Source organism: Spiroplasma endosymbiont of Lasioglossum malachurum, assembly GCF_964020065.1.
Classification (GTDB): domain Bacteria; phylum Bacillota_I; class Bacilli_A; order Mycoplasmatales; family VBWQ01; genus Spiroplasma_E.
Genome location: NZ_OZ026534.1, coordinates 1,033,588 through 1,047,439 on the forward strand (window position 1 = coordinate 1,033,588; position 13,852 = coordinate 1,047,439).

General features: G+C 24.0%; 13 protein-coding genes and 1 pseudogene. 4 read left to right on the top strand and 10 right to left on the bottom strand.

All coding sequences use genetic code 4. The features are described 5' to 3' along the window. Positions 1-107: 107 nt before the first annotated feature. Together AACK95_RS05720 and AACK95_RS05725 are read right to left on the bottom strand one after the other, a co-directional pair. Complete coding sequence (locus AACK95_RS05720) at positions 108-944, bottom strand: Mbov_0401 family ICE element transposase-like protein (RefSeq protein WP_338979896.1); 837 nt, start codon at positions 942-944, stop codon at positions 108-110. Further along, the gene (locus AACK95_RS05725; protein ID WP_338979897.1) at positions 925-1,248 is read right to left on the bottom strand and encodes a hypothetical protein; all 324 of its coding nucleotides are present in this window, start codon (positions 1,246-1,248) and stop codon (positions 925-927) included. The genes AACK95_RS05720 and AACK95_RS05725 overlap by 20 nt, the downstream gene beginning before the upstream one ends. Before the next feature lie 73 nt (positions 1,249-1,321). Between AACK95_RS05725 and AACK95_RS05730 the strand changes: the two genes are divergently transcribed. Next, the gene (locus AACK95_RS05730) at positions 1,322-3,028 is read left to right on the top strand and encodes a hypothetical protein (protein WP_338979898.1); all 1,707 of its coding nucleotides are present in this window, start codon (positions 1,322-1,324) and stop codon (positions 3,026-3,028) included. Between the two features lie 26 nt (positions 3,029-3,054). Here the strand turns inward: AACK95_RS05730 and AACK95_RS05735 are convergent, their stop codons facing one another. After that, entirely contained in the window at positions 3,055-4,005 is a 951-nt protein-coding gene (locus tag AACK95_RS05735) for an IS30 family transposase (RefSeq protein WP_338979900.1), read from the bottom strand. Between the two features lie 351 nt (positions 4,006-4,356). Between AACK95_RS05735 and AACK95_RS05740 the strand changes: the two genes are divergently transcribed. The 3 genes and pseudogenes from AACK95_RS05740 (at position 4,357) to AACK95_RS05750 (ending at position 6,659) form a co-directional block, all read left to right on the top strand. Beyond that, a complete protein-coding gene (locus AACK95_RS05740; protein ID WP_338979901.1) occupies positions 4,357-4,581 on the top strand; it encodes a hypothetical protein in 225 nt (74 codons plus the stop codon). 57 nt (positions 4,582-4,638) lie between these two features. Continuing rightward, positions 4,639-5,604 (top strand): annotated as a pseudogene (locus tag AACK95_RS05745) (IS256 family transposase); the annotation flags it as partial. A 104-nt stretch (positions 5,605-5,708) separates the two neighbouring features. Next, positions 5,709-6,659: an IS30 family transposase gene (locus tag AACK95_RS05750; protein ID WP_338979905.1), complete on the top strand. Its 951-nt coding sequence runs from the start codon at positions 5,709-5,711 to the stop codon at positions 6,657-6,659. A gap of 669 nt (positions 6,660-7,328) precedes the next feature. Here the strand turns inward: AACK95_RS05750 and AACK95_RS05755 are convergent. The 7 genes from AACK95_RS05755 to AACK95_RS05785 form a co-directional block, all read right to left on the bottom strand. Continuing rightward, positions 7,329-7,883, bottom strand: coding sequence for a hypothetical protein (locus tag AACK95_RS05755; RefSeq protein WP_338979906.1), 555 nt, complete (start codon positions 7,881-7,883; stop codon positions 7,329-7,331). A gap of 152 nt (positions 7,884-8,035) precedes the next feature. Beyond that, a complete protein-coding gene (locus AACK95_RS05760; protein WP_338979907.1) occupies positions 8,036-8,842 on the bottom strand; it encodes an SDR family NAD(P)-dependent oxidoreductase in 807 nt (268 codons plus the stop codon). Between the two features lie 23 nt (positions 8,843-8,865). Then, on the bottom strand, positions 8,866-9,507 hold the full coding sequence (pgsA, locus tag AACK95_RS05765) for a CDP-diacylglycerol--glycerol-3-phosphate 3-phosphatidyltransferase (RefSeq protein ID WP_338979909.1): 642 nt from the start codon (positions 9,505-9,507) through the stop codon (positions 8,866-8,868). Between the two features lie 210 nt (positions 9,508-9,717). Beyond that, positions 9,718-11,601, bottom strand: a complete 1,884-nt coding sequence (locus AACK95_RS05770) for a VirD4-like conjugal transfer protein, CD1115 family (protein ID WP_338979910.1) — start codon at positions 11,599-11,601, stop codon at positions 9,718-9,720. A gap of 45 nt (positions 11,602-11,646) precedes the next feature. Next, entirely contained in the window at positions 11,647-11,775 is a 129-nt protein-coding gene (locus tag AACK95_RS05775; RefSeq protein ID WP_338959541.1) for a hypothetical protein, read from the bottom strand. A 34-nt stretch (positions 11,776-11,809) separates the two neighbouring features. Continuing rightward, complete coding sequence (locus AACK95_RS05780; RefSeq protein ID WP_338979912.1) at positions 11,810-13,168, bottom strand: Mbov_0396 family ICE element transmembrane protein; 1,359 nt, start codon at positions 13,166-13,168, stop codon at positions 11,810-11,812. A 58-nt stretch (positions 13,169-13,226) separates the two neighbouring features. Beyond that, entirely contained in the window at positions 13,227-13,526 is a 300-nt protein-coding gene (locus AACK95_RS05785) for a hypothetical protein (RefSeq protein ID WP_174480067.1), read from the bottom strand. Between the last annotated feature and the right edge of the window lie 326 nt (positions 13,527-13,852).

Genomic DNA, 13,852 nt, shown 5'->3' on the forward strand with positions numbered 1-13,852 from the left:
ATTGTATGTTAATCTTAACACTTAGAAAATATTAGAAAAATTCTTATTAAAGTAAACTTTAATAAGTTTTGTTTTATTTTTAGTTATTTTTGAATTTAAGTTTTAATTTATAATAACTGGATGGCAGTATTTATTTGATAGCATTTAAAATTAACCATTTTTGTATACATATCAATGTTATAGGTTCTATCACCAATCATATGTTTTAAAATTTGTTTAATATTAGTTTCAGTAAAGCAACCAATATTTTCAACTAGTGCTTGGTTTAATACACCATCTTTTGCATTAATAAAATAACCAACTTTTAATTTTTTATATTGCAAAGTTAATGATTGTAAAAAATCAATTAATTCATAATATTGACCTTTTTCAAATAAAGTTATTGCATTTTGATAGTGTAATTTAGCAATTTTATTTTTTCTTCTTCCGGCCATTATTCCAAGAAATAAAACATGAAAAGCATGGAATTTATCTAAAATAAATTTAGCATTTAAAATTGTAGCAGTTTTTCTAATTCATTTTGCACTATCTCCACAAACTACTAAATTTGCTTGGTCAAAGTTTTCAAAAAATAAATTACCATATTTTTCAATTAATTTTGCAGTTTTTTCTGCACCAATTTCTGTTTTTGATACTCTTATTTTACAAACTGCTCTTTTATTAATTAATTTTCCATTTTTCTTTTTACCAGTACAAAATACTATTAATCTCATAGAACATTTTTTACAATTTTTAGTATTGTGTTTTTCATTAAACTTAAATTTTCGATGTCCATCATCAATATTTATATATAATGTTTGATTTGGTTGTAATACAATTTTAGGAATATTAACTTTTGGTAATTCAAATTTTTGATATGTTCTGCAAACTGTACTATTACTTATTAAACCTTCAATAAAAGTATCACAAACATCACGATACTTTTTATCATCAGCAAATGACATTAGGTGCAAGTTTACTATATTTTTTAACTCCAAGATAATTATCTAACAATGAAACAAATTCCTTTTTTTGTGTTTTTGAGTTATAATGTGTACAAATACGTCGTTTATAATTTAATAAACCCTTTTTTGCTTTTAATTTTCTTTTTCTAAATCTATATGATTTATATTCAGATTTATCACATATACTTCATAAATAATCATTTATTTTTGCAAATAATTCTTCTGTTTGTTGTAAATTTAATTCATCTTGATTAAAATCGTGTTTGTCTCAATCAAAATGATTAGTGAATGGTAGTATAAACATTTTTAATTTTCCTTTCTAAATTTTTGTTTGTTAATAATTTAAGTTTAATTTTTTTTAAAAATAAGGAGTAAATATGGCTTTTATTAGTAGTTATGGACAATTAAATAAAAAATATAATCTTAATTTTAGTGATAATAATTATGGTTTTAGTTGAGATATTTTTAAAGAATTTGTTGGTGATGAATGAGCAGAATATTTTACTACTAATTGTTTTTATCGTTTTATTCCAACTGCACGGGGAACAAGAAAAACTTGAAATTGTTTAGCATTTGATTTATTTATATGCTGTAATTTTAGTGATAGCAGTGTTCAAGAAGTAAGAAGATATGAAAATACTCATAGTGAAACTACTATTGGGGCATTGATGAATGTTTGTCAAGTTTTACTAGATAAATATGATATTAATTTATTACCTAATAATCCACATGGTATTAAATGAAAAATTACTAAGGATGGTGGTTATATTATTTTTCCTAATAATCAACAAATTGACTTTATTGGCTATGCTAATGGTAATAAGATTTTTGGAAAAGAAGCAGGTGGCTCAAGTTTTTTAGGTTCAAGAACAGATGAAATAATAATGGCTGAAGAAAAAGAAACATTAACTGAAAAGCAATTAACATATCGATATGAAAGATTACAAAATTCTATGTTTAGAAGTAATCGTATTAAAGTATCAAATGAACCAATTAAAGAATGAAGTTGAACATTTATTGATAAAAATATATATAGTTCTAACTTTGGACAAAAGATTACTCGTTATTTTTATAAAAGTTTTTTCATTACTTTTACATGTAATCCTTATGATAAATACCATCCATTTTATTTAAAGTATTGCACGCCATTTTTACCATTAAATGATAAAGTGATGGAAAATCTTAAAAAAGTTGGTAAAGTTTATTATGAAAATAAAGATATGTTTAGTGGTTTAGGTTTATTTGTTTTAAGATTTACTATTCAACCATTTTGAAATAAATTACCAGATATTCAAAAAAGAACATTATTAGAAATGAAAAAAAGTAATCCTGATGAATTTAATACTGTTTTTTATGGTTTTGAATTTTTAGATAGTGATGCAACAATTTTTCCATTTCAAAAAACAGTAAAATATTGACAACCATATGATTTAAAACAATTTTATAATCAAGAAAAAGATATGTATAAATTTGATTTTTATTCAGTTGGTGTTGATTGAGCAACTGGACATAAAGACCATACTGTATTTATGATAGTTGGTTTTAAAGAATATAATAATACTGGTTATTATGATGCTTATATTATTTGTGAATTAGTTGTTACACCAAATGATTTTATTAATGAAAATGAAAAAATTAATGCTTATGTTAATGAAATTTTAGGATTAATTGATAATTTTGAAAATTTTGAACAAGCAATTTATTTTTATGATGATAAAGCAAGAACAGCAATGGATTGATTAAATCAAAAATTAATTGATGAACACAATACTATTTTAATAACACAAACTGCTATTAAACATGCTTCAAATTTAAATCAAGAAGCCGGATTAACTAATAGAGTAGTTTGAATGAGAAATATTATGAGTTATGGAAACTTTTATGCAAATAAAGATGATTTATCAAAAACAACTCAATGTTTAGAAGAATTACGTTATGATGAAACAAAAACTAACATTCCTGACAAAAATATGTATCAAGACCCATATGATGCATTATTTTATGCACTATATCCATATAAAAATGTCATTCGTGGTAAAAATAATGCTACTGTGAAAAAAAGTATCTTCACATTTGCTATATAATAGCTAAATTGTAAAGGTAAGTGCAACTAAATTATTTTTCTATCCAAATATTCGATTGGTGAAAGATAATTTAATATTTTTCTCGGTCTTTGATTTAAAGACAATATAAATTTATGAACTTCATTTTTATTAGTTTTTGAAAAAATAAATTTTTTAGGAAATTTTTTTCTAATTAAACCATTAGTATTTTCATTAGTACCTCTTTGTCAAGGTGAATATGGATTGGCAAAATAAATTTTTACATTTAAATTTTTTTCAAGTTGTTGTCAATTTGAAAATTCTTTGCCACGATCAAAAGTAATAGTTTTAACAATGTTTTTAGGAAGAATTGATAAATAATAACTGACATTTTTATTAATAACTTTAGTAGTTCTGTTTTTAACTAATATTGCTAAAGTAAATCGTGATACTCTTTCAACTAAAGTTATTAAACATGATTTGCTTTTACCTCGTGATGATACTATAGTATCTCCTTCTCAATGACCAAGTGTTATACGATCATTAACATTTATATCTCGTTCTTTAATTGATTTACCATTAAACTTGCCACGATTTTCTTTAGATTTTCGTTTTTTACTTTTTCTTCTTAAATTTTTACTAGTAACTTTATCAAGCATTCCAAAATAAATTCAAGTATAAATTGTTTTAAAACTAATAACTCACTCTTTATGAAAATTTTTAATTCTGCCATAAATTTGTTCAGGTGATCAACCTAATAGTAATTTTTGTTGTACATATTTTACTAAATTCTTATTTTTAAACTTATGAAAACTAATATGTGATTGTTTTCGATTTTCAGCTTTATTTTGTGCAATTAATGAAAAATAATGATTATTATCTTTATTTCTATTAATTTCTCGAATAATAGTACTAATACTTCTATTAAGATTTTTAGCTATTTCACTAATTTTAAATTTAAATTTCAATTGATTCTCAATATAAATCCTTTCATCTATGCCAAGATATTTATAACTCATATAAAAACTCCTTACTTTTTTCTAAACTAAATTTAGCATTATGAAATTTTTATATGAGAATTTTTTGCAATTTTATTTACTTGCACTTACAAGTATAATTCAGCAATAAACAATTTCAATACAATTAATAGTATAGGTATCACAAAATAAACACTTTTAATTTAGGCATTATTTTGAGTTTAAAAGCATACTTGTAAAAATAATAAAAAATCAGTACAATTTAGAAGTAAAATCAAGGAAAAAAGGAGTAATTTAATATGAAAACATGAATAAAAACAAATTTAAGTAAAATAACATTAACATTAGCACTAACTGGTGCTACAACCGGAACAATAGGATTAATCATGGGGGGTGCTTACCCATGAAAATAAAAAATTAAAGGATTATCTAAAACCAAATCATGAAGTTGTTTTTGGTGATACTACAATTTGAGCAGATTATTTTGATAGTAGTGGAACCAAAAAAATGAATTTATATTTTTCAAATATTCCAAAACAACCAAATCATGATGTAAAATGAGATGGTATATATATTCATGGGGTAATGTTTAGTAATCTGTGTAACTTACAAAAATAACTATGTTTAATTAATTCTAGTAAATATAATTAAATGACTAGAAAGAGTGAGTTACAGATGGCTAAAAAAGATAACTTTAATAATAATGATCCAATATCAAAAGCAGTAGATTTATTATTAGAAAATACTGAAGATTTAACAACAGTTTTTAAAGAAGGGGGTTTATATAAAGAATTAACAAAACGTTTAGTTGAAAAAATGTTGAATTCTGAGATGCAAAATTATTTAGGATATGAAAAAAATCAACATAGTAATAGTGACAATGCTCGTAATGGTATAAGTTCAAAAAAATTAATAACTCAACAAGGTAAAATTGAGATTGATGTACCACGAGATCGTAATAGTAATTTTACTCCTGTAATAGTGCCAAAAAGACAGAGAAGATTTGATGGTTTTGATCAACAAGTTCTTTCCTTATATGCAAAAGCTATGACATTATCAAATATTAGAATGCAGTTACAAGAGTTATATCATGGTGCTGATATTAGTGAAAGTGTTATTAGTCAAATTACTGATGATGTGATTGATGATGTCAAAGCATGACAAAATAGACCATTAGAAGACATTTATCCCATTGTTTATTATTGTATAGTAGTTAAAGTACGACAAGATAAACGCATTATTAACAAATCAGTTTATATAGCTTTAGATGTTGATTTAGAAGGTAAAAAAGATGTTTTAGGTTTATGAATTAGTGAAAATGAAGGCACTAAATTTTGATTAGCAAATTTCACAGAAATGAAAAATCGTGGCTTAAATGATATTCTTATTGCTTGTAGTGACAACTTAACAGACATGTCAGAAGCAATACAATCAGTTTATCCTAAAACTGAACATCAATTATGTATAGTTCATCAAATCAGAAATAGTTTAAAATATGTTTCATATAAACATCGAAAATCACTAGTTACAGATTTAAAGCCAATTTATAATGCATGTAGTGAAGAACAAGCAATGCAAGCTTTAGAATCATTTGAAAGTAAATGAAATAAACACTATCCTCAAATTGCTAAATCTTGATATGCTGAATTATACTTGTAAGTGCAAGTAAATAAAATTGCAAAAAATTCTCATATAAAAATTTCATAATGCTAAATTTAGTTTAGAAAAAAGTAAGGAGTTTTTATATGAGTTATAAACATCTTGGCATAGATGAAAGGATTTATATTGAGAATCAATTGAAATTTAAATTTAAAATTAGTGAAATAGCTAAAAATCTTAATCGAAGTATTAGTACTATTATTCGAGAAATTAATAGAAATAAAGATAATAATCATTATTTTTCATTAATTGCACAAAATAAAGCTGAAAATTGAAAACAATCACATATTAGTTTTCATAAGTTTAAAAATAAGAATTTAGTAAAATATGTACAACAAAAATTACTATTAGGTTGATCACCTGAACAAATTTATGGCAGAATTAAAAATTTTCATAAAGAGTGAGTTATTAGTTTTAAAACAATTTATACTTGAATTTATTTTGGAATGCTTGATAAAGTTACTAGTAAAAATTTAAGAAGAAAAGGTAAAAAACGAAAATCTAAAGAAAATCGTGGCAAGTTTAATGGTAAATCAATTAAAGAACGAGATATAAATGTTAATGATCGTATAACACTTGGTCATTGAGAAGGAGATACTATAGTATCATCAAGAGGCAAAAGCAAATCATGTTTAATAACTTTAGTTGAAAGAGTATCACGATTTACTTTAGCAATATTAGTTAAAAACAGAACTACTAAAGTTATTAATAAAAATGTCAGTTATTATTTATCAATTCTTCCTAAAAACATTGTTAAAACTATTACTTTTGATCGTGGCAAAGAATTTTCAAATTGACAACAACTTGAAAAAAATTTAAATGTAAAAATTTATTTTGCCAATCCATATTCACCTTGACAAAGAGGTACTAATGAAAATACTAATGGTTTAATTAGAGAAAAATTTCCTAAAAAATTTATTTTTTCAAAAACTAATAAAAATGAAGTTCATAAATTTATATTGTCTTTAAATCAAAGACCGAGAAAAATATTAAATTATCTTTCACCAATCGAATATTTGGATAGAAAAATAATTTAGTTGCACTTACCTTTACAATTTAGCAATGGCACATTGGCAAAATAAATGCCGCAATTTATAATATTCTGCATTTAATAAACCTCATTTTCTAAAGTTTTAATAATACTTTTACTATAAACAAACTTAATTACCATAAAAGAGTAAATTTGACCTTAAACTTAATACTTTTAAATTATAATGATATAAATTTTAAAATGTTTTTAATTATTAGTCTGTATAAATTTTGGTTTAAGGGTAAGTGGGAATATTAATTTATGAAATTGGAATAGATATTAAATTGAGTTTTTAAACTAAATTAAAGACTCATATCAATAAATTAAAATACAAAACCCTTACATGAAAATTACTCATATAAGGGCATAAAGCCAAATTTACAATTTTAAATTAATTAAACTGATGTTTTGTCCTAAAGTTTTAGGACAAATATAATAATAACAAATTTAAACCAAATTACAATAGAATCTCATACTGTATATAATATATTTTGATTAATCATTATTATAAATTATTATTAATGCTTTAATTAATTTTATAATATAAATATTATTTATTTTATTATAATTATTTTATTTTAAAAAACAAAAAAATAAATAAAAGTAGTACTTAAGTACTACTTTTATAATATAATTTCTCTAATTAAGTTAAAAAAATAATATTTTAAACTATAAATTAAAATTCATGCAAATTTAACTTTAAACTAGTAGTAAAATAACCTCTCACAAACTGAGTATCTTTTTCATTATTTGCTGTAACCGTTTCAACAGTAACAAATTTAAAAATAAATGCTTTTTGATTTCAATCATAATCGTAACTAACTGTTTGCTGAACTTTATTCATATTTCCTTCATGTGAAATACTATTATCAATAAACTTTGTATCACTAGATACAATAACTGAATTCTTACTTTGATCATTATAATAATAATCTTTTCCATTTATATGAAAATCGACATGACTTTTTATATCAGTTAATTCTATATATTTTAATTTTGAAGGATCACTAAAAAGAACAATAACATTTTTTTCAAAAGTTTTAACTGTAGTTTCTCCATTATCAGCAAAAATAGGGTATTCAACAATATCAATTGGTTGTATTACATCATGTAAATTATCAACATTTATTAAATTGGAATTTTTTACATATGAATTTAATATCGAAGAAGTTGAAAATATTGATGCTGCTGATAATGCTATTGTTGTTAACATTGATAAATATTTTTTCATAAATAACACCTCTTTTTTAATAACTTCTTAAAATCTTAAGAAGTTGGATACATCATAAACCTTTCTTTTAAAGAAAACAATAAAAAAACATTTATAATAAATAAATGTTTTTTAATAATTTTTACGATTAAAATAAAAAATGAAATTCATTATTAGCGATTTTTTTGATAATTATATACTAACTTAAGTACTATTTTTAAAGGTAATATTCTAATAATAGTTCTTGTAATTTTATTAGAAATTCCTGTAATAATAACACTTTTTCTTTTTGTTTTTAAGGCTGTTTGTAAAGACTTTTTAGCATAAGTTTCAGTATCTAAAACTGGTAATAATGAACTATAATGTTCTTTATTTCCTTTACCATTACTACTACGATTTCAAAATTCAGTTTTTAATGGACCTGGACAAATTGTAATTACTCTTACTTTACTTTTTGCTCTTTTTAATTCATAATTAACTGCAACACCTAAACTTCAAACATATGATTTAGAAGCATAATAACTAGCAAAAACAGGACCTGGACTAAAAGCTGCCATACTTCCAATATTAATAACACGACCATAATTATTTTTACTAAAACGTTGAACAAATAACTTTGTTAAAATATGTAAACAAGAAATATTTAAATTAATCATATTTAATTCTTGTTCTAACATACTATCTGCAAATGTTCCTCAAACACCATAACCAGCATTATTAATAACTACTGTTACATTTAATTCTTTTGATAACTCAAATAATTTATAAATATTTTTTAAATCAGATAAATCTAAATCATAATTTTTAACTTGTAAGTGTGGATACTTATCTGCTAATTCTAATATTTTTTTACTATCACGTGATACCCCTAATACGTGATAACCTTGTGCTAATAATGCTCGACAGTAATAATATCCCAATCCTTTAGACGCTCCTGTAACTACTGCTCACTGATTCAAAACAATTACTTTATTTATCATTTATATTAATACTCCTTTTATTTTTAGATATTAAACAATTTTTTACTATTTGAACTAATATAATTATAAGCACTAAAAATACTTAATACTGTAGCAACGTACATTGGTATCATTACTAATTGATTAATTAAACCATATTGATCATTATTACTATGACCATTAACACTACCATTTAAAAATCGTCAATTAATAAAAAATAAAATTGTAATTCCTAACATTTGTAATGCTGCCTTTATTCTACCATATTTATCAGCAGCCATTACTGTACCTTTAGTAGCCAAAATTTGACGAACTACATCAATAATAAAATCACGTAATACCAAAATAATTACCATTCAAACCGGAATTATAGTAGCACATGCCATTACAATTAAAACACCATTAGTTAAAAGTTTATCTGCAATTGAATCAAAAAATTTACCAAAAGTTGTTACCTGATTAAATTTTCTTGCTCAACATCCATCAATAAAATCACTAATGGCAGCAATAATAAATAAAATTGCTGCTATTAACCAACTAATCGGTAAACTATAACTATTAATATTAATACTTGTTATTCAAAGATGATAAAAATTATCATTATCTATTGGACCAATAATCATTAAACTAACAATAATTGGGACTAATATTAATCTTATTAAAGAAATAATATTGGGAACATTCATATTTAAAATCCTTTCATATAAGTTTATTTATAATATTTAACATTATTATGTACTTACCTTTTTTAGCATAATTTATAAAAAGTAAAACTTATATTTTTGATCTATTCATGAAATAAGTATATCGTTATTTTCTATATCTATCAATAATATACATTTATATATTAAAATAAATATTCTTTTATATACAATTTCTTAACTATTGTTTGTTTTTTATTTTTCTGATTTTTCTCTTTCGGCAGCAGCTTGTGGATTTTTTCTTTTCTCAATATAATAGAATAAACCAATATAACTTAAATAATAATCTTTATTAAAATCAATTAAACGTGAAGCATTTGTAACAGTTGCTTGTCCTGCCGGTTTACTTCCTCATTCATAAAACGGAATTAAACGTGTTTTTGCTGGATTATGTTTTGCTAAAAAAATAACAGCAGTATCAAAATCTAATTTCATTAACTCACTACCTATAATTAATTTTTTACCTTGTAATGATGAATTAATATTATCAGCTTTTTTATCTTTATTACCAGAATGGCTATAATTAATAATTGTTTTTTCACCGAACATATCTGAATATTTATTAGCGGTTTGTAAATCCATAGTTTGCAAAAAAGTATGCAAAATACAGTTATTAAAAATAGTTTCTGCTGTTTCTTTACCATATTTTTGTGTTAATTGTTGTAAATCTTGCATAATCATCATGAAAAAAATATTACGACTTCGTGCAACAGTAATCATTTGTGCCATACTAGCAATCGTTGGTATATTACCAAACTCATCAAATAAAAAGTATAAAGGACGTGGTAATTTAATATCAGGTAAAGTACTTGCATAACGAATTGTATTTTTATATAACTGTGCAATAAACATTGATACAAAAGCATTACGTTCATTACTTTCATCAGGAACAACTAAGAAAACAGCACTTGGTTTTTTTACAATTTCATCTAAATTTATATCATTACTACAACTAATATTTCGCGTCACTGGATCAGTAAATAAACGTAATCCATTAGCAACCATTTGACTAATTGATCCCGCAGTTTCTTCAGCACCTTCTAATGCACCTAAACCAATTTGACGAGCTAAACTATGAGTTGGCATTTTTTTTAGAATTTCAACATATCGTTGACGATTAGTAGCAACAATAGCAGCATTTGACATACTAAAGTATTTTAAAGGAACATCAGGTTGATCTTCAAGTTGTTCTAGCATAAATAACATAATTGATTTAACAACTTGCATCGCTGATTGATTTCAAAATTTTTGTTTTGGATCTGATTCAGGAAATAAAGCTTCAACAATATCATTAATTCATGATAATGCCATTGATTCATAAGTAATTGATTCATTTAAAGGATTATTTTCTTTTTTTAAACGCATTGATTCTACATAAAAATCATATACTTTAACAAAAGGATTTCATGAATTAGATACTGATGTATCACGTAAATTAATAACATAAACATCGTAACCATTATCTTTTAATATTTTAGAATGATTTTGAAATAATTCTCCTTTTGGGTCAGTAATAACCATTGATGGTTTAATTTTCGATTGGGCATTTAAATATATAGTTGGAATAACTAATTTTTGAGTTTTACCACTTCCTGTTCCCCCAATTACAATATTATGAGCATCAGACTTAATATTAAATTGGACACCACCAATTTTAGTCTTTGTTGTTTGAACAACAATACCGTAATCATTTTCAACAGTTTTTGATAAAGGAAAGGTATTAGCAATTTCAGTGGGTGTTAATCAAGCAGCAGTTCCATACACTTTATTTTTTGAATCACGTAAAAAGCGACTTTTATTATGAGTTTCACAATAAATTTTATATTTATGAATCATAAAGTAAGATAATAAAACTGAAAATTCAATAAGAAATAGAATTAAAAATATTAATCAATAATTAATAACATCCTGTATTAAAAATTTAAGTGTAAATGGTTGTTGATTATCTCCACTATGAGAAAACATGTTACGAACAAAGACTAAAGCATAAACTAATAAAGTATTTATTAATACTAAAAAGGGTATAACAATTATAATTACTGCTGGTAGTACTCATTTTTTTTGACGAATAAATTTCATTTTTATGTTCCTTTATTTTTTATATATTTTATAATAATTTATATTTTACCCATATTGGGAAATAACACCAGCAATACCTGATATTATTAATAATAAAATACCAATAGTTACATTACGTCTTCAATGATAACTTTTTTTCTTTTTAAATTCATTTTTTGTTTTTTTAAATTTCATGATTATTTCTCCAAGATTTTAATATTTTACTTTTTTATTCATCAGGATCTCCTCTTCTTGCATTCTTTCTAGTGTTATTTAAATTTACAAAAGGTTCAACAAAAGCACCCTTAGCCATATTATTTAATCCAACAAAAGGGCTTTTTAAATTATTTTTTGTATCTTGTCATTTAGTACCTTGATCATGAGAATTTTGAAATTTACCAATTCCTTTAGCAATTCCTTTAGTACCTTTACCTAAATAACCTGTTATACCATTTTTTAATAGTCCATTTGCTTTCTTTTGACTACCATCAGGATTTCTTCCATCTTTAGCACCACCAAATGCAATTTGTTTCCCAAGTTTTAATGCACCAGCACCACCTGCTGCAAGGCTAGCAAAAGTCCGAGCTTTACCCATAATATTTCCAGCAATAGCTGCTCCATTAGAATCAATAGCACTTTGTACACCTAAGTTTTGTGTTACTAAGTGATTAATAATTTTTTGAGTTCTTAAACAACTAATAGCACCAGCTGTACAAAATAACGTATATAAAACTTGTTTTTCAAGTCAACTAAAATTAGTATTATTAGTAATATCTAATATTGCCTTTGGTAATATTTGAAGAAAGATATAAATAGGTAACATCGTTCCTGGACCAATAATAAACTTACCTATTACCATTTCTTTTCAAACACCCAATCTTTTTCCTTGATCAACAGGCATCATAGAAGCAACAATTGGTGATATTGAAAATAAAAGTAATAAATCAATAATTCTTTCAACCAATGTCATTGATGCAACAAATAATACATATAAAGTAAATCACACCGCAATAATTTCAAGAATAAAGTTTCAATGTTTTAATTGAGAAATAGGTGGCATTGAATAAACACCAGGATCATGCTGAGCAGCATTAGCATCCGGAGCACCAATACCTCATAATAAATCAGCTAAACTAGCATTTTTTCCTAAAGCTGTAATTTGTAAAACTGCCAATAATCCTGTTATTAAATAATTTATAGTACTCATAAAAAATGGAATGAAAACAATTACTAAAAAAGCTAAAAATGTATTTTTTATAGCTTTACCTAATTTTTCTCTAATTGTATGTGTTTCAGTAAATTGAATAATAATTAATTGCATAATAAACATAATAAGTATTACGCCAATTGAAACAATTGCTAATGCTGAAAAAAATAATGGTAAATTTTTACTATTAAGTGGAACTTTAGTAAAATCTCCAAAAACTAAATTAGTTATCGCATCAGTTGTTAAATAATCAAATATGCCGCCATGACCATGATTAGGTGATCTCAATAAAATATCAATTAAATATAATGGTCCTTGAATGAAAATAAGTCAAGGTATAAATAATAAAGCTCCTAGTATAATATCTGTTAGTCAATCCATATTTTCATCTCTTTTCTCTTCATAACTTAATATTAAGTTAATATATAACTTTCTTTAGTTAGCTAGGAAGAATATTTGGATTACCACCAAAAGCTTGCACAAGAGCAATTATTATTGCTGATGCAGTAATGCCAATAATTGGTGCAATTAATGTATACATAAACGCTTTTTTAATCTCACTTCTACGTTGTGGATCATCACCAGCGGCCGCTAAATCTTTTGCCAATATAATTATTTTAAAAACACTAAATGCAATTAAAGCAGCAATTAGCAATCCTGCAACTGCCGAAACATAAGGTTTTGCTACATCAATGATTTTATTTATATCAGGTCCATCTGATAGATAATTAAAAATCATAAGTTTTTCCTCCTTAAATAATAAAAAATAAAATTATTTACTAATCAAAATTGTTTATAAAGCATGAATTTATCTAATAATATAATAAGCCCTATTTTACTCCTTAAAGAGATAAATTAGGACTTACAGTCAAATTCATATGTTATAAATAATGTTGATACACTTTAATTATAGTTAGTTTTAAAATAAAGTAAATAAAAATTTTCAATTTTATCAACTTATTTTTTATTGTTTTATAAAATTTTTTATTTAAATAAAATCATATTAATAAAACTTATAAGTTTTATTAATATGAAAGCATCTTTATACTTAATTTAAAATAAATT